Here is a 20,075-nt window from a genome sequence, read left to right on the forward strand (position 1 = left end):
ATGGCTTTAATGATCCAGAGCCGATCGCCCTTGACGACCCAAACGAAAAATCAGGAAAGAGAGGAAATACATCACATAGGCCACTAGGCCCACAATGCCCAAAAAGCCGAGAAATCCGGTGTTGGAATTAGCGTGGAACCAAGCCTTGTAATGGAGAGGGGGCTGGAGCCAAACCTGACAGAAACTTTCTGCCCCACCAATGCCATTCAGCCCACAGGAGAGGAAAGGAATATTTACCAAGATGGCAAAGCAGGAAAAAATAGTGATGGCCCATCGCCAAGTGGTGGTGGCCAATTTCAAAGGAGAAGGGGGTAAATCTTTGATTTCATCATTGAGGTCCACCCAAAACCATAAACTAATGGGAATTAGACAACGGGCGGCAAAACCAGTGAAGAAAGCCAATGACCAGCCGGGAATCAGGAGATAAACCGTTACCACCAACAGGCTGGCCACGCGCCAATAGATAATTAGCAAGCGATTGATGGCATCCACCCGCTTAAATGCCGACCAAATGATCAGCACCAAGGGGATAAACACAGAAACGATGACCGCTAAGCGATAGTCCAACCAGATTAACCGCAACCAAATACCGTCTACTTCCATAACACCATCGAAAAATTTGACAAAACCAAGGGGCAATGCACACCAAAATGTGAACCCCCAGCTTTGCTAGGCTACCAAATTTTCAGACCAGTTTACGGGATTAACCGTCAGCGTCATTCAGTGGAAACAAAAAGACTACTTTGCGTCTAGACTTTTAAGGATTTTTTGAGCTAAAAACTCCTTGATTTCTGTATGTCGAGGCACAGCTTCAACAATTCCAGTTGTAGGATTAATCCAAAGAGAGTGGGAGCCACCTTCTTGCTTTAAACAACAACCAGCCTGCCGCAACTTTTTCTCTAAATCCTTACGCTTCATGGAATTAGAATCGTTTCTTCAATGGCCTCTTCAGGTAAACCTCGACGAATATCTTCCAGGCGATCTTCAACAATAAGTTGTATGGCACTTTTCAAGCTAGCTTTTGCTTCTGCTATAGTGTCACCTTGACCATTAGCTCCAGGAATTTCTGGACAAATAGCCCAATATCCCCCATCCTCAGCGGCTTCAATAATTGCAGTTAGTTCAGCTTTCATGATGAGTTTCTCCCAATGGTAAATAGCAGTAAATGTCAGTTTATTTACGTTAACATTGCTTGCAAAATTGCTGGATATGCTATTCGAAGATAAAAAGTATTTTTAACATGAATTATTCTTTCCCTTTACCCATTTAGCTAGAATTTTTTCAAAGGGCCTGATCGAAGTACATAGATTGTTTATAAAATACTTTTTTTCATCTTGTGGTAAACCAGAAATGGCGTATAAATAAGCATTTTTTTGCCAAGGATCCATCAATTGATAATTTTCTTTGTAATCTCGAAGCCAATCAAAAGCATGATTTTGTTTCGCAGCTAGTAGAATTTCTCTTCTTACAAATGGGTCACTCGATGCGTATTGTTCAGTTAATTTTGAGAAATGATTAATATATTTGTTTTTAGTGAAAAGGCTTAAAAGAGAAAGTTTTAGATATTCATTGCTCTTAATTTCATCAGAATTTAAGAGAGATAATAATCTTTCTCCAATCTGAATCCATTTATTTTTTTCAATAGATTGTACAGAAGTAAAATAAGCGCATATGTTGGCAAGACAAGGACTTAAGTTCTCAATTTCTTGTAGTGAAATTGAAATATCTACGGCACCAGGATGACCTATTTGCGTTAATCTCCGATAAAACCATCGAAGACGAATATAATCTACTTGGTCTTTGTCAAGATAATCTTTAATGATCTTCGTAATTATTTCATCAGAAATTGACAACCAATCCTCATCACTAATTTTATTGAAAGAAATTGCAATATAAGGATTACCATCAGAATATTTTCTTATGATTCTTAGTATCTTATCTTCATCCGAGGAAATTGGTCTATCTTCAATCATAGATGGACACAGCTTTTTAAATTCTTCAGAATTATATGTTTGGGTTTTATGCCTTTGAAGTGTTAATCTTTGTTGCTTATCTAATGTTGATGCAATAGAATATGCTAACTGTTTAGCATGATTTCTGGATTTACAGAAAACTATGATATCATCAGCAAAACGAATGAAATTAATTCCCTTAGAAACCAAACAATTATCAATAGGGATCATGGTACTTTCTGCGATTAAATGTAAAGCATGAGGCCCAACAGGTATTCCACGAGATACTTTTGCCGTTGTTGATTCTATTAAACTAATTATCCATTTTTTTGCTTGATTTGGAAAACCTGATGCAAATAATTGATTTTCTACAGTGTGATGATAAATTTGATTGTAAAAGTCAGCAATATCACAGTATAAAACTGTATCAAAGCCATTACTCAGCGCGTATGCACTCTGCCAGAATTGGTTCCAAGAGATTTGATTATCATAAAAACCTGTTTGAAAATCTGGCTTAAATCTATAACTAAATACTTTTTCTTTTGTTAATCTACGATTTTCAATCTCCTGACCATATTGATAGATTAATGCAGAAAGAATAATTGAATCTTGTGGATCTAATTGTGTAGCTTGGCGGTATGCCAATTCATCTTTAGGGACAATAAAACGACGGCAAGAACCAGGTTTAAAACTATCTAAATCTAAGTTTTTATTCTCAACCTGTTCTACAAATTCATCTGCCATATTATAAATGGCATCTATTTCCAAGACTTTCGGAAAAAAGTCACCATCGGAATGATGATATAAAAAGTTAACTGCCCAATGAAGTGACTCGCTTGTTAAAGTCATTTTTTTGTTCTGTTGTATGGGACAAGCTAGGCTTAATGGGTCTAGAGCGTCCCAATCATGACAAACTAGCCTAGATAATCCTGCAATGCTTTAACGTCTAAAGGGTGATCCTGCAGACTGCGGAGGGCGGCAACGGTGGCTTTTCCTCCGGCGATCGTGGTGATGATGGGCAATTTATAATCCAACGCAGCCCGGCGAATGGTGCGGCCATCCAACTGGGACTCCTCGCCGCTGGGGGTGTTGATAATAAATTGGATTTGGCCGTTTTTGATCCAGTCAATGACGTGGGGTCGCCCTTCGTGGAGTTTTAACACCACTTCCACCCCTTCAATGCCATGTTCCCGCAGAACTTTTTGGGTACCAGAGGTAGCGACAACCTTAAAGCCCAGGTCAATTAATTCCCGCACTACGGGCACCGCCGCCTCTTTGGTGCGATCGCTCATGGACACAAATACCGTTCCGGTGGTGGCTAAAATTACCCCCGCTCCCAACTCTGCCTTCGCAAAGGCTTTACCAAAGTCGCTGTCAATGCCCATGACTTCCCCAGTGGAACGCATTTCTGGCCCCAGCAAAGTATCCGCCCCGGGGAATTTACTGAAGGGAAGAACGGCTTCTTTAACGGCCACGTGTTGGGGAATAAATTCCTCCGTTACCCCTAATTCTTCTAGGGTTTTGCCGGACATGACCAGGGAAGCAATTTTGGCCAAAGGACGGCCGGTGGCTTTACTGACATAGGGAACGGTGCGGGAAGCCCGGGGGTTAGCTTCGAGGATATAAACCTGGTCCCCCTGCACTGCGTACTGAATATTCATTAGACCCACCACGTTTAAGGCCCGGGCCAATTGTTCTGTCCATTGGCGGATGGTGGTCAGAACGTTATCGGAAAGGCTGGTGTAGGGAATGGAACAGGCGGAGTCCCCGGAATGGATGCCCGCTTCTTCGATGTGTTCCATGATGCTACCGATGACCACTTTGCCGGTGCTATCGGTGAGGGAGTCCACGTCCACTTCAATGGCATTTTCCAGAAACTTGTCAATTAAAATGGGGTGGTCCGGCTCAATTTGCACCGCATAGGTCATGTACCGTTCTAATTCTTCATCGGAATAGACGATTTCCATGGCTCTTCCCCCTAGCACGTAGGAAGGGCGCACCACAACGGGATAACTAATGCGGTTGGCCACCACTCTGGACTCTTCATAATCCCTGGCAATGCCGTTGGGAGGTTGGCTAATTTCCAGCTCGTGGAGAATCTTCTCAAATCGTTCCCGGTCTTCAGCGGTGTCGATGGAGTCAGGGGAAGTGCCCCAAATTTTAGTCTGCACGGGGCAATCGGGACTGTTTAAATACTTTTGCAGGGGAACTGCCAGTTTCAAAGGCGTTTGACCACCAAATTGGATAATGATGCCCACTGGGTTTTCCGCTTCAATAATATTTAAAACGTCTTCTTTCGTTAACGGCTCAAAATAGAGGCGATCGCTCGTGTCGTAGTCGGTGGAAACGGTTTCCGGGTTGGAGTTGACCATGATGGTTTCATAGCCCGCATCACTGAGGGAAAAGGCGGCATGGCAACAGCAGTAATCAAATTCAATGCCTTGGCCAATGCGGTTGGGCCCCCCCCCCAGGATCATCACTTTGGGTTTGTCCGATGGCAATACTTCGCACTCTTCCGGTTCGTAGGTGGAGTAGTAGTAGGGGGTGAAGGCTTCAAATTCCGCCGCACAGGTGTCCACCACTTTATACACGGGGGTAATGCCCAAGGATTTGCGGTAGGCCCGCACTTCGTCTTCCGTGGTTTTGGTGGCAAAGGCTATCTGGCGATCGCCAAAGCCCTGTTGTTTGATGTAGCGCAGATCTGCGGCCGTGAGGTCTTTTAAACTCCGTTGTTTCATATATTTTTCTGTTTTGACCAAATCCTCTAGTTTGTCTAAAAACCAAGGATCGATCGCCGTCAACTCATGAATTTCTTCCACTGTCATGCCCAAATTAAACGCATGGTGCAAAGAAAAGACCCGCTCTGGGTTGGGAGTCCGCAACTGGGAACGCAAATGGGACAGCGTCGGCAAAGTCTCATGGCGATCGCAACCGAAGCCGAACCGTCCTGTTTCCAAGGAACGTAACGCCTTTTGGAAAGATTCTTGGAAAGTACGACCAATGGCCATGGCTTCCCCGACGGATTTCATTTGGGTGTTTAAAATTGGCTCGGCCCCAGGGAATTTTTCAAAGGCAAAGCGGGGAATTTTGGTCACCACGTAATCAATGGTGGGTTCAAAGGAAGCGGGAGTCTTCTTAGTGATGTCGTTGGAAATTTCGTTGAGGGTATAGCCCACTGCTAACTTGGCCGCAAATTTGGCAATGGGGAAACCCGTGGCCTTAGAAGCCAGGGCCGAAGAACGGGAGACTCGGGGATTCATCTCGATCACAATCACATCGCCATTGGCCGGGTTAACGGAAAACTGAATGTTTGACCCCCCTGTTTCCACGCCAATTTCCCGAATAATGGCAATTGAATAGTCCCGTAGCCGTTGATATTCCTTATCGGTCAAAGTCTGGGCGGGAGCAACGGTAATGGAATCCCCAGTGTGAACCCCCATGGGGTCAAAGTTTTCAATGGAGCAGATAATGACCACGTTATCGGCCAAATCCCGCATCACTTCCAGCTCGTATTCCTTCCAGCCCAACAGGGATTTTTCCACCAGAATTTGGGACATGGGGGACTGATCCAAGCCGTATTGCACCATCTCCTCATATTCTTCTTGGTTGTAGGCAATGCCGCCCCCCGTACCTGCCAACGTAAAAGCAGGGCGAATAATTAACGGATAGGAACCAATTTCATGGGCCACCTGCCGAGCTTCTTCGATGCTACTGGCGATGCCCGATGGACAAACGGGAACCCCAATGCGGGCCATGGCTTCCTTGAATAATTCCCGGTCTTCCCCCATTTCGATCGCCGGCAGTTTCGCCCCAATTAATTCCACCCCATATTTTTCCAGCACCCCGGACTTAGACAGAGATACCGCCAGGTTCAATGCCGTTTGCCCCCCCATGGTGGGTAAAACTGCGTCCGGCCGTTCTTTTTCAATAATTTTTTCCACAATTTCCGGAATGAGCGGCTCAATGTAGGTGCGATCCGCCAACTCCGGGTCAGTCATGATCGATGCTGGGTTGGAGTTTACCAACACCACTTCATAACCTTCTTCCTTCAACGCCTTACACGCCTGGGTGCCCGAATAATCAAATTCGCAAGCTTGACCAATAACAATGGGGCCAGCCCCCAAAATCATAATTTTGTTTAAGTCGTTGCGGCGTGGCATAGGTAAAACTGTCCGAGACGTGATGGGGATTTCGATCCCAATCATTGTATAGGCTTTATCGGCGATCGCCACCCGTTCCCATATCCAGGTTTATTGACCAAAAATCCGGGTCCGAATCCTATTTAATCGCCCCCACCGCCCAGCCTAGGGCACAGGCGATCGCCACCACGCAAGAAGTCTTAAAAGCATTGATGGTAGTGGGTTGTACCTGGGCATCTTCCCTTTCTTCCTCAGTTTTGGCCCGACTAAATCGACGTTTTTGCACGGAGAAATAAACAATTTGGGAAACAATGGACAGGGTTAGGGGCAAAAAGACCCAGCGACTAGCTAAGACCAAAGTTATCCCGGTGGCTAAAGTGAAAATGCTACCCAAAAATAAAAAATAGCTCAGTAATTTATCCTGTTTTTTTAAGGCGATCGCCTCTATGGCCCGGTCTAAAAAGAGGGATTCCCGCGCCGCCTGTAGGGTCAGAAAGCCGCCAAAAATCCAAAACGCACCAAAAAGCCGCAGACAGGATTGAAAACCAATGACAAAAAAATTCTGCATTTTGAGTTGAAAATTAACCTTTAATTAACTCCACCGTGTCCCGACCATCGGGATCCTGTAAATATACTTTCACCTGTTCCTCCGCCGCTGTAGGCAGGATTTTGCCAACAAAATCAGGATGGATGGGTAACTCTCGATGACCCCGGTCTACCAAAGTTAATAAACGAATTACCTGGGGACGACCATATTCTGTCACCGCATTGAGTGCCGCCCGGATAGTGCGGCCTTTATAAATTACGTCATCCACCAATACAACCCTTTTGCCAGTCAAACTGAGGGGAATTTTGGTTTTAGCCGGGGTGCGGGTTTTGATCCGTTTTAAATCGTCCCGGTAGAGAGTCACATCGATCGCCCCAACGGGGACTTTAACTTGTTCCAACATTTCAATTTGCTGGGCAAGCTGATGGGCGAGGGGTACTCCCCTGGTGTAGATCCCCAGTAAGACCAACTCCGACAGGTCACTATTTTTCTCAATTACCTGGGAAGCCAGACGGGTAAGGGTACGTCGGATTTCCTCCGGGGAAAGAATTTCAATGATCTGGGCCGCCATGGCTCACCACCTGCACCGATGCCAAAAAGTTGTTTTGTCACTGACACTGTAACAGGGGAAAGTCTCCTCTGTTCACCCTGCCGGACAGTGGGGGCGTGGTATGATCTAGAACGTCGATTGTTACATTTCTTAATGAATTCCTAATCTTTATGGCTCCAGCCCCGGAGTTTACCTCCAGGGGTAGTCTGGCTCGACTGTGATTATTGCCCATAATCCAGACCCGTCGGCGGTGCAGAGGTCTTTTACGGATACAATTTTAGAGACTGCATCATTCGATACAATCAAGGCGATTGGAGCATTAGGGCTAAAAAACATACCCATAACCTCCAGTTTATTGTGACCATTGCTTCTTCCCATTCCATCAATAACGGCATGAACACCGGTAAATTAGTGAATCAGCTTTCCTCCCTACCTGACCGTAATACCCACAATGGGCAAGAGGTGAAATATCATCCCGAAAATGTTGAGTTGAATAAAGAAAAAATGATGGACGCGGTGCGCGTCATGTTGGAGTCAGTAGGGGAAGATCCGGAAAGGGAAGGCTTGCTAAAAACCCCCAAACGGGTAGCAGAAGCAATGCAATTTTTGACCCAGGGTTATGACCAATCCTTGGAAAAATTAGTCAATGGCGCCATTTTTGACGAAGGTCATAACGAAATGGTATTGGTGCGGGACATTGATTTTTTCAGTTTGTGTGAACATCACATGTTGCCCTTTATGGGTAAGGCCCATTTGGCTTATATTCCCAACCAAAAAGTAGTGGGACTGAGCAAACTGGCCCGCATCGTGGAAATGTTTTCCCGCCGTCTCCAGGTACAGGAGCGTCTCACCAGGCAGATCGCCGAAGCAGTACAGGAAATCCTCGATCCCCAAGGTGTGGCAGTGGTGATGGAAGCCACCCACATGTGCATGGTAATGCGTGGTGTACAAAAACCAGGTTCCTGGACAGTGACCAGTGCCATGATTGGTTCTTTCCAAAATGAACAAAAAACCAGAGAAGAGTTTTTGAACCTGATTCGCCATCAACCTAATTTCTATTAATTGTTTCCTGGGGAGAATTATCTAAAACCCATCGAATTAGTTAGGGTTTTGGGAGAAATATTTAGTAATCAATCTCAGACATTGAAAATCTACTTGGATTGGTTTAGCAATGCTGAGATGGATAGGGCTAGGTATAACTTCTCCCCCAGAAGTAGTTTTGATCATTCTAATGACCCAGTGATGTTTCCTTGTTAGCGGGCTTAATTCCATGGCGGCTGAGATTATCTGTGTTGGCACCGAGTTATTGCTGGGGGAAATCCTTAACAGTAATAGTCAATATTTAGCCCAGGAGTTGGCCCGCCTTGGCATTCCCCATTATTTTCAAACGGTGGTGGGGGATAATCCGGAGCGCATCAAACGGGCGATCGCCATTGCCCGGGAACGGGCCCAAATTCTCATTTTTACTGGGGGATTAGGGCCTACCCCGGACGATTTGACCACGGAAACCATAGCGGATTTTTTCCGGACTCCTTTACAGGAAAACATCGCTGTTATTGCCGATATTGAAGCAAAATTTGCCCAAACGGGGCGCCCCATGGCCGCCAATAATCGTAAGCAAGCTCTGCTTCCCCTGGGGGCAGAATTATTGGCCAATGCAACGGGAACGGCCCCAGGCATGATTTGGCATCCCCAACCGGACCTATTGATTTTGACTTTCCCTGGGGTGCCATCAGAAATGCGTCAAATGTGGCAAGGGGTGGCGGTGCCCTATCTACAAAGCCAGGGCTGGGGAAAAACCACCATCTACAGCCGAGTGTTGCGCTTTCAGGGCATTGGCGAATCGGCCCTGGCAGAAAAAGTAACGGATTTTTTCACTTTGACCAATCCCACCGTGGCCCCCTATGCCGGTAAAGGGGAAGTGCGTTTGAGAATTTCCTGTCCCGCTTCTTCGGAAGCCCTGGCCAAAGAAATTATTGATCCAATAGCAGAGGAAATTAAGGCGATCGCCGGTTTGGACTATTTTGGCCAGGATGAAGATACCATTGCGTCGGTGGTGGGGGCCCTGTTGCGAGAACGGGGAGAAACCGTAGCGGTGGCGGAATCCTGCACAGGCGGCGGTTTAGGAGCTTTGTTGACCGATCAACCAGGCAGTTCTGACTACTTCTGGGGCGGAGTCATTGCCTACTATAATCAGGTGAAAATTAAACTTCTCGGGGTGGATCCGGAAATCATTGAATACTGTGGGGCGGTTAGTGAAGCCACAGCGGAGGCGATGGCCCTGGGAGTGAAAGAAAGACTGGGTACAGATTGGGGCATTGCCATTACCGGCATTGCTGGCCCCGGTGGTGGGACGGAGGAAAAACCTATTGGTACAGTGTACGTTGGCCTGGCGGATCCCCATGGTCAAGCTAGCCATATCTTGTTGCAATTTGGCGATCGCCGGGGACGGGAATGGATTAGATATTTGAGTGCTTGCCAAGCATTGGATCATCTGCGGCGGCGTTTACAGAGTAGCTGAGTTAGCTGAATCCCACTAATTTTTCCCCATTTTTCTCTAGCCTCCAAAAGCATCGGTTAAATATTGCTCCAACCGCAGGCGGTAACCTTGCCAGACAATGGTTTGGCCCATCTGGAAATTGGTCGGTAAATTAGCAAACTTCCCCTCGGCATTCTCCCCTGTAGGAACGGAACCCTGGGAAAAAACGATCATCACATCGAAACGACAGTTCCAATCACTCCACTGGGGCTGACTAGCAAGGAAATGGTTGGCTGTTTGCCAGATTTTTTCCTGCTTACGGGCGTTGACCGCCAACAATCCCCCCTGGTCCCAATTGCCGCCGCTACGGGTTTTTACCTCCACAAAGGCGATAATTTTGGTGTCCGGAAAATGGGTAATTAAGTCAATTTCTCCCCACGGCGATCGCCAGCGTTGTTGCAGGATTTTTCCGCCCTGCTGTTCAAGCCAGGCCGCCACCAAACTTTCCCCGGCCTGTCCTAAATCCGTCATGGTTGCTTGTTCGTTTACACCATTAACTACTTTTTGGATTGGATGGGCCCCGGCAAACCATTGTTATTGTTCAGGCCAGGAGCTTGGCTTTGGGTTTCTTCTGCTTCTGTTTCCCCATTATTGCCATTGGGTTGGGGCGGCACAATGGAAGGAGCCTGATTTTGTTGTAGCAACATTTCTCCCTTCGTTTTCGGCAAAGAAGGTTGAGATGAAGTCGGGGTTGGGGTGGCTGTTGGGGCTGGCGCCGGTGCAGAACGGGTAGGGGACGGAGCCACGTTCATAGGAGGATCACTGGGAGTGGTAGTGGGCTGTCGTCGGGGCGCTGGGGCATCGGGCATGGGGGAAGACCGCACCGCCGGTGGAGGCGTGGGCTGAGGCTGCAGGGGAGCAGGGGAAGGAGCTATGCCTGGGGCGGGGCTAATCGTGGGGGCCGGGGTAACTTGGGAAGGCGTAGGGACAGTCGGCACTGCTGGATTGGTGGTTTCTCCACCGGGGGGAATGAATTGATCCACACCACCACAAATCTCGGCATCATATTTAAAGGAAACTGTCACCTGGGTGGGTTCACCATAGGTTCTGTTGGCGATCGCCTGTTCAGCTAGCTGATTGAAGATGGGATAGCGGGAGCGGCCCACCAGATCTTTCTGACCGCTGGGAAAAACGTTATAGACCACCGTAGCTTCCGTACGATTACGACAGGCAATGGGGGGATAGGCGCCGCTAATGGTGTCCTTCGCTTTTAAAGCCTGGCCTTGCTGGGCAATGGAAACCAGCGTATTTTCCCGCAGCTTTTCTGGAGAAGTGTCTTCTCCCTCCGCCCTCAAACCCGGTTCCTGGGGAGTAGTAATGCCCTGGGGAGCCCTAGTAATAAAGCCTGTGCCCTGGGAAGGAGGTAAGGGTCCAAAATCAGGCCGGTTGGGGCCGGGGCCCAGGGGATTCATGCCCTGGTCTGGGGTGGGAGCAAATAGGCCTGGGGGACGGGGAATCTGTCTGGTGGAAGGGAACCGGGGTAGGGAAGGAATGGGGGGACCAGTGATGGGTAAACGGCTCAAATTGCCATAGCTAGTCAGGGGGGGCAAATTGGGGTAGGCCGGTAAATTGGGCATGGCCGGTGGCGGTGGCATAATGCCCGGCCCCGAAGGCAAGGAATAGTTGTAGTCGCCGCTAGGAGGAATGGGCAAATTTGGGTCAGCGGGAATGGCACCTGGGTCACTACCACTGGGGGCAGTGGGAAAAAGGCCACTGCTAGAAAAAATGTCCGTTTCTGGTAAACGACTTTGTTCTGCTGGAGTTAATTCGATCACTCCCACGGGATTGCGGTCTGTCAGGTTATCCCCAGCGGATTCTTGCCATTGCCAATGGGGTAAAGCCAAGCCCAAAATAAAGCCATGGATGCCGAGGGAACTCAAAATAGCCACATTGACCGGAGTGAAAACCTGGCCCAATGAGGGAGCATTGCTTAACCTGAGGGGTAAATCCATTGCCATAGGTTGATCGCCATCCAGAAAAACTTTGACGGTCCCAGTCTCCATCAGGGCAAAGTGAGGAAAAATGCCGGTGCTGGAGGCCGTTTACACAGTTCCCTCAAAATAACACAAACCCTTTGGCGATCGGTGTTAGCCCTGGGCCACTGTCCCCATCCCCTCCAGATGGCAGAGCAAAAATGATAGGTTAGGATGCTAGATTGCCTTTGATTCCCTCGCCAATATAGATCGCCGTTGATTATTTATGTTTATTTCCCCCCCCCGTAACTTACTGAAGGTTGCTGTCCAACGTGTGGGTGGCTTAGTCATTGCCCTGGGCTTAGTGGCTGGGGGAGCTTTACCCAGTTTTGCCAAGGATGTGCTGCTCCAGGTGGGGGTCGTGCAGCGCTTTGGGGATGAAGACCGAGACCAACTGACCATTAGCGGGGTGGGCAACGATGACTTAACCTTTACCGCAGTTAACAACCAGGGAGAAAAGGTCACTCTCCAGGGCAAACAGGGCACCATTGCCATTAGCCGTCGGGCCGTGCCAAGGAAATTGGCGGAAGTATTAGTGCTCGGAGACCATGCCACCTTTGAAACAGCAGAAGACGATGCTCTCCGTTGGCAAGCTCAAGGCATTGCGGTGGAAGTTACCCAGCCAGGACGTTGGCAAGTATGGGCTAAACGGGATGTATACGATAGTCCCCTGGTGCGCCGTTGGTTACTGGCGGATCTAAAAAAGCAGGGTCATCAATTGCCCTACCTGGAAAGTGTACTGTTGGATAGTAAGCCCCAGGCGATGGTGGTCATCAATGGTCAAAGCTATCCCGCCGACCGAGTGACTGTCACTGCGGCCAAAAATCAAATTCAAGTTACGGAAGGGGAGAAAAAATTTGTCTATGGCGGTTGGTTACAACTCCAGCCCAACTCCTACGGCAATTACACTCTGGTGAACCATGTGCCCCTGGAAACCTATCTCCGGGGGGTGGTGCCCCATGAAATTGGCCCAGGTGCTCCCCCCACGGCCGCCAAGGCCCAAACCATCATTGCCCGCACCTATGCCCTGCAGAACCGGCGTCGTTTTGCCGCCGATGGCTACGAGTTATGTGCCACCACCCACTGTCAGGTTTACTACGGTTTAAGTGGGACTACCCCCAGGGCCGATGAGGCGATCAAGGAAACGGCGGGGCAGGTTTTAACCTACAACAATCAATTGGTGGATGCCCTCTACTCCTCCACGGCGGGGGGGGTGACGGCTAAATTTAGCGATGTGTGGAATGGGGAAGAGCGGCCCTATCTCCAGGCAGTTATCGACTCGGCCCAGCCCATTTGGAACTTATCTACCCAAAGTTTGGCCGATGAAGCTACTTTCCGTAAATTTATTAACCTCCAGGAGGGTTTTAACGAGACGGGGCGGAAGTTCTTGCGCTGGCGCTACCCGGCCACGTTGGCAGAGTTGAATCAGGATTTGAAAAAGTATCTGACTAACCGGCGTCATCCCCTGGCGGACTTCACCACTATTTACGATATGAAAGTTACCCGTCGATCGCCGTCGGGCAGAATTTTGCTCCTGGAAGTGCTAACGGATAAAGGCGTAGTGGAATTAGCCAAGAACGAAGCCCGCAGTGCCTTTGGCCCTCCGCGCAGTACCTTGTTTTACCTGGAACCCACCTACGATGCTAACCAGCGACTTCAAAGCGTTTTCTTTGTGGGGGGGGGCTTTGGCCATGGGGTCGGCATGAGTCAATTCGGTTCTTATAAACTGTCCCAGTTGGGTTGGTCGGCGGAACAAATTTTGGCTTTTTATTATCCTGGCACTCAAATCAGACAGCTCAATGAGCAAATTCTGGGGCAAACCCCCCGCCCTTGATATTCATTTTTCTCCCTAATTACCACCTCACTGCGTATGACTTCCATGCCCATCGAAATTTCTGTTCAGGATCTGGCTCTGATGTTGGCTCACCCCAACGGCGATCGCCAGTTGATTGATGTGCGGGAACCCCATGAGGTGGAAATTGCGGCCCTGCCAGGCTTTGAAACCCTATCCTTGAGCGAGTTTGCCCAGTGGTCTGGCACCATTCGGGAGCGCTACGATGGGGAGAAAGAAACCGTAGTGTTGTGTCACCACGGCATCCGTTCAGACCAGATGGCCCACTGGTTAGTGGATCAAGGTTTTAGTAAAGTTAAAAACGTAGTGGGGGGAATTGATGCTTATTCCCGTTTGATTGATGCCACCATTCCCTGTTATTAACTCCCATTGGATAACTGCAGGGGGCCGAACTGTTTGGTTTTGAGGACAATAGCCGATATTATTAAGAAAAGTAACCGGGGCGGACGGGACTGTCCCCATGGCCTGGTGTCTATTATCGTCATAAACTTGGTTAACTGTTAGCCCAATAGTCAACTTTTTTAATATCCAACAGGGCCCTTTGCCCGAGCAATTTCTCCTACAGAAAATATCCCCGGAGGTATTTAGATCATGTCCATTCGTCTCTACGTCGGTAACCTACCCAAAGAATCCATTGAGCGGGAAGCACTGCAGGAAGTATTTGCAGAAGCCAATGCTGTTGTTTCCACCAAAGTTATCAAAGACCGTAAAACGGGTAAATGCCGGGGATTTGCTTTTGTAACGGTTTCCACTGACGAAGCGGCGGATGAATTCATCGAGAAATATAATGGTCAATCCTTCATGGATAGCCCTTTAAAAATCGAGAAGGCTAACCCCCGCTCCAAGGATGACGAAGAAGGGGGCAGTGAAACTCCGGTGGCCAGTGGGGAAAAAACTAAGCAACCCCGCACCGATAAAAAACGGACTAATAAAAAAGCCGCGGCCACTAGCACTAACACCAGCACTGCTTCTGAAGGTTTCCAGCCCGACCCCCGTTGGGCAGACCAGTTGGCCCAACTAAAAGAAAAACTGACAGCGGCCCAGTAGGTCCACAGGTTTTCCTGAACCGGAACTGTTCTGATAATGTTCGCACTGTAGAGATTTCGGCGATCGCCGGATTGCTTTGTCCTGTTTAGAGTTTAATAAAAAACGCCATAGAGCCTAGAGAAAGGTTGGGTAATTTGGAGTGATAGGATTTTGCCCAATGTCACTCTGATTGGTCCATTAATTAAAAAATTTAAAACAAAAAATAACGGAGGTTAAATTTTTATGGCTGAGCTAGATGCGGCCAACTTAATGAAACAGGCAGTGGGTAAAGCCGCCGCTGACCGAGTTAAATCCAACACCATTGTTGGTTTGGGTACCGGTTCCACCACCGCCTACGCCCTGGAATTCATTGGCGATCGCCTGAAAAAAGGAGAATTGGAAAATGTAGTGGGCATTCCCACTTCCTTTCAGGCGGAAGTATTGGCCCGTAAATATGGCATTCCCCTAACCACGTTGGATGTGGCGGATCGCATTGACATTGCCATCGATGGAGCGGACGAAGTTGACCCCCAGAAAAATTTGATCAAAGGGGGAGGGGCCGCCCACACCAGGGAAAAAATTGTTGACGCCTTGGCGGAAACTTTTCTGGTGGTGGTAGACAGTGGCAAATTGGTGGATAAATTGGGTTCCACTTTTTTACTGCCGGTGGAAGTGATTCCCATGGCCCTAACTCCTGTAATGCGAGCTTTAGCTAAATTAGGTGGTAAACCAGAACTACGCATGGGGGTGAAAAAAGCTGGCCCCGTTGTCACTGACCAAGGTAACCTCGTCATTGACGTTAAATTTGATGCCATTACCAACCCAGCGGAGTTGGAAAAAACCATTAACAATCTCCCCGGTGTGTTAGAAAACGGCCTATTTGTGGGGGTAGCGGACGTAATTTTGGTAGGGGAAATTATTGACGGCCAACCCACGGTGCGGGAATTCTAGTTCTCTCTCAACTCCATCGTCTTAACTAGAGTCAAGGTGGGAAAATAGAAGGGATATGGATACCCTTTCCCCCAGACTTTACCTCCAAACATTCACTAACTTGCTCAAGCGGTTTTTAACTTGGGCAGGTTTGTTGCTTTTATTGGGGGGTTGTGGCTATCCCCGTTACTTGAGTCTTTCCTTTGACCGCAGTGGCCGGGGCGTTAACAGTGCCTCCGAGGAAATTTTTCCCCAGGTCACCTATCCCTTTTTGGTCTTTACCTCCGACCGCAACGGGACCCAGGGAATTTATCTATACAATCTCCAAAATAACCGCCTGGAAACCCTGCCCCGCCTCAATGCCCTGGACCAGGTGGCCAGTCATCCCACCATTACTGAGGACGGACGCTATATTGTCTTTGCCCTCAGTCGCCAAGGGAAGACTGACATTGTCCTTTACGATCGCCAAACGGAACAAAAGCGTAATTTAACCGCTGATTTAGCCGCCGACACTAGAAATCCCGTCATCAATGCCAACGGCGATCGCATTGCGTTTGAAGTGGCCCAGGACGGCCAGTGGGACATTATGGTAATGGATGCCCAGGGCAAAATTATTACTACCCCTTAACAATTGCAAAACTCCTGGGCCAAGAGAATTAGAATATGACCAAAGTGCTAACACCAATGAAACCTATTTCCTTTCCCCTATGGTTGACTCTCTGCTTTGGTGCGGTTGCATGCACTGCAATTAAAGAACTGCCCCCGGTGCAGGCCGAGCCGATGGAAGCGAATTTGCCCACAGTTGCCACCATCACAGAGTTGGTCAATGGAGATTTAGCTTGTTATGTGGACTTGATGGACAGTCAAGGTAATCAGTATCAGGGGCTATACGCCGCCTTTGAAATTTGCGAACAGGTTGCCCTGATTGGCCAAAAGGTCAAACTCACCTATCAACCCTTATCCTTTAACGATTGCCAGAGTAGTGAGCCCTGCGGTAAAAGTAAGACCGAGTTGGCGATCGTCCAGATTGAACCATGGGAAAACTAAACAGAGGCTGGAAACCAAACCCCGTTGTCATTTTTGTTGCCCTGGCCCTACTAGTGGCGATCGCCGTCATTGGCATTGGCAAAGTTGATCCATTGGGGTTAGGACAATCCCTGGCCCGACCAGATCCTTTACCACAACAAGAGGAGATCCAGGTTTACTTTAACCTCAACAATGCCAAGGGAGCCGATTTCATTGACCCAGACCGCGACTTTAAACGTCAGGGGGACAATTTTGAGCAGATAATTCTGGAGCAAATTGACCAAGCCCAGTCCACCATTGACCTAGCAGTACAGGAATTACGCTTACCTCGCATTGCCCAGGCATTGGTCGAGAAACAAAAGACCGGGGTCCGGGTCAGATTGGTGCTGGAAAATACCTATAACCAAACCATCAAAGAAGCAGTAGAAACAGAAAAGGATCCCTTCCGTTACCGTGGTCCCCTAGCCTATTTAGATCAAAATCAAGACGGTCGCATTAGTCCCGCAGAAAGCGCAGAACGGGATGCCATTGAAATTCTCCGCACTCAGAAAATTCCCCTCATTGACGACACAGAAGATGGCAGTAAAGGCTCAGGCTTAATGCACCATAAATTTATGGTCCTGGATAATAAAACGGTCATTGTAACTTCTGCTAACTTTACCCCTAGCGACCAGCATGGCGACTATGATGACAATTTTACTCGAGGCAACGCCAATAACCTATTGGTGGTCCAATCCCCCGCTGTCGCCCATCTTTTCACAGAGGAATTTAATCTACTTTGGGGGGACGGGCCTGGAGCAGAAAAAGACAGTCTCTTTGGTATTAATAAGCCCAGCAGACCAGCTAAAGTGCTAAAAGTAGGAGAGACAACGGTAACAGTAAAGTTTTCCCCCGATCGCCGAGCAATCCCTTTTCCCAACACCAGTAATGGTTTAATTGCCCAATACCTCAATCAAGCCCAACAAAAAATTCAATTAGCATTGTTTGTTTTTAGTGAACAAGCATTATCTAATGTGATCAACCAAAGATTTCAAGCGGGCACGGAGGTTAAAGCTTTAATTGATCGGGGATTTGCCTTTCGTTACTACAGCGAAGGGCTGGATCTATTGGGAGTAACTTTGCTAGAAGACTGCCTAGAACAACCTGGTAATAGTCCCTGGGCTTTGCCAACTGAATTTGTCGGTACCCCGGCCCTACCAAGGGGAGATAAATTACACCATAAGTTTGCCCTGGTGGATGATGACACCGTGATCACCGGCTCCCACAATTGGTCCCCCGCCGCTAACCACAACAACGATGAAACGGTATTGGTTTTACAGAATGCCCAAATAGCAGCCCATTACCAACGGGAATTAGACCGACTTTATGCCGTCACAGAATATGGTTTACCTCCCACAGTACAAGCCCGCATCGATCGCCAGGAGCAGGAGTGCGCCAATCCCCGACCTAGCCCTAAGCCCCTGGCAAAAGCAACTCCCAATCGTTTGGTGAATTTGAACCGAGGGAGTCAAGAGGAACTGGAAAGTTTACCCGGCATTGGCCCCAGCACCGCCGAAAAAATCATCTCCACCAGGGAGCAAAAGGCTTTCACTTCCCTAGAAGACTTGGGCCGGGTCAAAGGCATTGGTCCCAGCAAAATCGAAGGTTTACGGGGCAAAGTTACCTGGTAAAAAAATCCCGACCAAGGAAACAGCAATAACTCACATCCTTTGGCCGGGAAATTTATGATTTATCTCGTTTAAACAATGGCAAATAAATTGGAAACGAGCCAATCTAGCTAAACCATTCCGGTACGGCTTCTTCCTTTGTATTGGTGTTACGGGAAGGAGTCTCTCGGGTAAACTTCATATGCACATTACGGGTTTGTTCCCCATCCACCGCTACAGCCACAATGGGATAGTCAATCAAGCCATCTTGGAAGGACATTTGGAAACGGAAAGTGCCATCTTCATTGAGTTTAATCGGACGGCCACCAATGGTCACCGTGGCATCGGGTTCTGTGGCACCGTAAACAATCAGTTCAGCATCGGCCACCAACCAGAACTGCCGGGGACGGACTGGAGCTTCCGAAGCCATAAATTCCCTGCTGGAAAGGCCATAACCCATGCCAATGCCGGACATATTCAATCCAGAAACATTGGGAGCAGCCCACAGACCCACCCCGGAGGGAAACACATAGGAACTCAAGGTTTGCTCATGGGTGATGGAACCGGGTACATGTTGCATAGAACCGTAGAGGGAACCGGCCATCCGCATTGCCTCCGCTCCCTGGGCCATGTCAAATACTTGGTCATACACAGCGGTGGAAACTCCCACGGGCCGTTTGCTGGGGGGAACCAATTGGTAAATGGTTTTACCTTGGAGGTCTTCGTCCCAATTGACGGTGACAAATACTTCCTCCACCCAGTCGGAGGGATAAACGGGGGGAATGCGAATGGGGGTGGAACGGGCCAGGGTGAGCCAGCGACCATCAAAGGTGCGGTAGCCAATATCTAGGGCATAATCCCGGTCACTAACGGGGATCGGTAAATACCATTCCCGGGCCAATTCATCACAGAGATATTCCTGAACACTGTGGGGGCTGGCGGTTTGCCAATCGAGGTCAGTTACATCGTAGAGCCGTAGGGCCAATTGCTGTCCCCCTTGACTGCGGAGAGCATCTTTATGTTCTTTGGGAATATCCCAATAGGCGTAGGCCCACTGGGGATCCCTGGGCATGAGGGTAATGCGGCTTTCACCATAACCACCGGGCAAATCCCCCAAAACTTCATCAACGGCGGTGAGGGGAGCGCCAACTTTATCATCTTGACCAAGTTCAAATTTAGAAGCTTCCACAGCTTGTTCCTCCTGGGGACGGTTAAGGGGTTTGACAGAAAATGGGGCAGGGGCAGGTTTGTTGAGGGCTTTTTCCACCTCTGCTAGTAGCTGGGATTTACGCATCCGACTGTACCGGGAAATATTACATTCACTGGCAACTCGGCGTAATTGTCGCAGCGTCATGTCTTTGAGGGAGGGTCGGTCTTCTTTAGCCATAACAATTACTCTGGGTTTATGGGACAGTCCATACTACGGGTTTCCACAATCAGCCCGTGGAAAGAGGATGGGTTTAGTTACTTCCAATGGTGGATACAGGGGGAGCAAAGGTGAATGTTGTTAAAGTTCCTGACCTTGAGCCAGGGCGATCGCCGGAGAGAGTCCTACGGGGATCACGAACTTCACCTTTTGTAACATGGAGCAGCGGCGGAACGTCAAGGGGATCAAAACCCCAAGATCACCGACTACTACAGAGTTTCAGGCATTTCACTGAATCCTATGTCATGAATCCTTGATTTATTTTGTGAAGTTTTATGTTTTTTGCTCCCATCAATTCCGGAGTGAAGCGGCAAAAGTCAAGTTTTCTTGATAATCAACCCAGGCGCTGTGACAATCTCTTAACTGTCATAGTGTCCATGGGGTAGGTGGGTGAGGAAGTTATTATCTAGAGGTGTGTGAGGAGTAAGTTGAAGCCCCCGGAGTCGAAACAAGGAAAGACGCCCAGGGG

Annotated in this window: 20 protein-coding genes; 10 read left to right on the top strand and 10 right to left on the bottom strand. The window is 48.5% G+C overall.

What is annotated here, in order from left to right; genetic code table 11:
* Positions 1–6: 6 nt before the first annotated feature.
* The 7 genes from SYNPCCP_RS12685 to pyrR form a co-directional block, all read right to left on the bottom strand.
* Positions 7–603, bottom strand: coding sequence for a DUF3177 family protein (locus SYNPCCP_RS12685; RefSeq protein WP_010873627.1), 597 nt, complete (start codon positions 601–603; stop codon positions 7–9).
* Positions 604–738: 135 nt separating this feature from the next.
* On the bottom strand, positions 739–918 hold the full coding sequence (locus SYNPCCP_RS12690; protein WP_020862098.1) for a type II toxin-antitoxin system HicA family toxin: 180 nt from the start codon (positions 916–918) through the stop codon (positions 739–741).
* Entirely contained in the window at positions 915–1,133 is a 219-nt protein-coding gene (locus SYNPCCP_RS12695; protein WP_010873628.1) for a type II toxin-antitoxin system HicB family antitoxin, read from the bottom strand. Before SYNPCCP_RS12695 ends, SYNPCCP_RS12690 begins: the two co-directional genes overlap by 4 nt.
* A 102-nt stretch (positions 1,134–1,235) precedes the next feature.
* The gene (locus SYNPCCP_RS12700; RefSeq protein ID WP_010873629.1) at positions 1,236–2,801 is read right to left on the bottom strand and encodes an RNA-directed DNA polymerase; all 1,566 of its coding nucleotides are present in this window, start codon (positions 2,799–2,801) and stop codon (positions 1,236–1,238) included.
* Positions 2,802–2,866: 65 nt separating this feature from the next.
* Positions 2,867–6,112 (bottom strand): carbamoyl-phosphate synthase large subunit, encoded by a 3,246-nt coding sequence (gene carB / locus SYNPCCP_RS12705; RefSeq protein WP_010873630.1) that lies wholly within the window; start codon positions 6,110–6,112, stop codon positions 2,867–2,869.
* Between the two features lie 118 nt (positions 6,113–6,230).
* Complete coding sequence (locus SYNPCCP_RS12710) at positions 6,231–6,659, bottom strand: hypothetical protein (protein ID WP_010873631.1); 429 nt, start codon at positions 6,657–6,659, stop codon at positions 6,231–6,233.
* A gap of 13 nt (positions 6,660–6,672) precedes the next feature.
* The gene (gene pyrR / locus SYNPCCP_RS12715) at positions 6,673–7,209 is read right to left on the bottom strand and encodes a bifunctional pyr operon transcriptional regulator/uracil phosphoribosyltransferase PyrR (RefSeq protein ID WP_010873632.1); all 537 of its coding nucleotides are present in this window, start codon (positions 7,207–7,209) and stop codon (positions 6,673–6,675) included.
* Positions 7,210–7,545: 336 nt separating this feature from the next.
* Between pyrR and folE the strand changes: the two genes are divergently transcribed.
* Both folE and SYNPCCP_RS12725 read left to right on the top strand, forming a co-directional pair.
* Positions 7,546–8,250, top strand: coding sequence for a GTP cyclohydrolase I FolE (folE, locus tag SYNPCCP_RS12720; RefSeq protein ID WP_010873633.1), 705 nt, complete (start codon positions 7,546–7,548; stop codon positions 8,248–8,250).
* 208 nt (positions 8,251–8,458) lie between these two features.
* On the top strand, positions 8,459–9,709 hold the full coding sequence (locus SYNPCCP_RS12725) for a competence/damage-inducible protein A (RefSeq protein WP_010873634.1): 1,251 nt from the start codon (positions 8,459–8,461) through the stop codon (positions 9,707–9,709).
* Between the two features lie 36 nt (positions 9,710–9,745).
* Here the strand turns inward: SYNPCCP_RS12725 and SYNPCCP_RS12730 are convergent, their stop codons facing one another.
* Positions 9,746–10,198: a YraN family protein gene (locus SYNPCCP_RS12730; RefSeq protein ID WP_010873635.1), complete on the bottom strand. Its 453-nt coding sequence runs from the start codon at positions 10,196–10,198 to the stop codon at positions 9,746–9,748.
* A 26-nt stretch (positions 10,199–10,224) separates the two neighbouring features.
* Positions 10,225–11,730: a hypothetical protein gene (locus SYNPCCP_RS12735; RefSeq protein WP_010873636.1), complete on the bottom strand. Its 1,506-nt coding sequence runs from the start codon at positions 11,728–11,730 to the stop codon at positions 10,225–10,227.
* A 9-nt stretch (positions 11,731–11,739) separates the two neighbouring features.
* On the opposite strand from SYNPCCP_RS12735, the gene SYNPCCP_RS17795 reads away from it, so the two are divergent.
* The 8 genes from SYNPCCP_RS17795 to SYNPCCP_RS12770 all read left to right on the top strand — a co-directional run bounded on the left by SYNPCCP_RS17795 (position 11,740) and on the right by SYNPCCP_RS12770 (position 18,204).
* On the top strand, positions 11,740–11,865 hold the full coding sequence (locus tag SYNPCCP_RS17795; protein WP_255345203.1) for a hypothetical protein: 126 nt from the start codon (positions 11,740–11,742) through the stop codon (positions 11,863–11,865).
* Between the two features lie 61 nt (positions 11,866–11,926).
* Positions 11,927–13,534, top strand: a complete 1,608-nt coding sequence (locus SYNPCCP_RS12740; RefSeq protein WP_010873637.1) for a SpoIID/LytB domain-containing protein — start codon at positions 11,927–11,929, stop codon at positions 13,532–13,534.
* A 36-nt stretch (positions 13,535–13,570) separates the two neighbouring features.
* Positions 13,571–13,915, top strand: coding sequence for a rhodanese-like domain-containing protein (locus SYNPCCP_RS12745; protein ID WP_010873638.1), 345 nt, complete (start codon positions 13,571–13,573; stop codon positions 13,913–13,915).
* Between the two features lie 228 nt (positions 13,916–14,143).
* Entirely contained in the window at positions 14,144–14,599 is a 456-nt protein-coding gene (locus SYNPCCP_RS12750; RefSeq protein ID WP_010873639.1) for an RNA-binding protein, read from the top strand.
* Between the two features lie 222 nt (positions 14,600–14,821).
* The gene (gene rpiA / locus SYNPCCP_RS12755) at positions 14,822–15,529 is read left to right on the top strand and encodes a ribose-5-phosphate isomerase RpiA (RefSeq protein WP_010873640.1); all 708 of its coding nucleotides are present in this window, start codon (positions 14,822–14,824) and stop codon (positions 15,527–15,529) included.
* Positions 15,530–15,584: 55 nt separating this feature from the next.
* On the top strand, positions 15,585–16,136 hold the full coding sequence (locus SYNPCCP_RS12760) for a TolB family protein (RefSeq protein WP_010873641.1): 552 nt from the start codon (positions 15,585–15,587) through the stop codon (positions 16,134–16,136).
* 56 nt (positions 16,137–16,192) lie between these two features.
* On the top strand, positions 16,193–16,555 hold the full coding sequence (locus SYNPCCP_RS12765) for a hypothetical protein (RefSeq protein ID WP_223211286.1): 363 nt from the start codon (positions 16,193–16,195) through the stop codon (positions 16,553–16,555).
* Positions 16,543–18,204 (top strand): phospholipase D-like domain-containing protein, encoded by a 1,662-nt coding sequence (locus tag SYNPCCP_RS12770; RefSeq protein ID WP_010873643.1) that lies wholly within the window; start codon positions 16,543–16,545, stop codon positions 18,202–18,204. Before SYNPCCP_RS12765 ends, SYNPCCP_RS12770 begins: the two co-directional genes overlap by 13 nt.
* Positions 18,205–18,307: 103 nt before the next feature.
* Here SYNPCCP_RS12770 and SYNPCCP_RS12775 read toward each other — a convergent pair whose 3' ends face one another.
* Positions 18,308–19,567 (bottom strand): DUF4912 domain-containing protein, encoded by a 1,260-nt coding sequence (locus SYNPCCP_RS12775; protein ID WP_010873644.1) that lies wholly within the window; start codon positions 19,565–19,567, stop codon positions 18,308–18,310.
* Positions 19,568–20,075: the final 508 nt, after the last annotated feature.

Source organism: Synechocystis sp. PCC 6803 substr. PCC-P (assembly GCF_000284455.1).
In the GTDB taxonomy this organism is placed as follows: domain Bacteria; phylum Cyanobacteriota; class Cyanobacteriia; order Cyanobacteriales; family Microcystaceae; genus Synechocystis.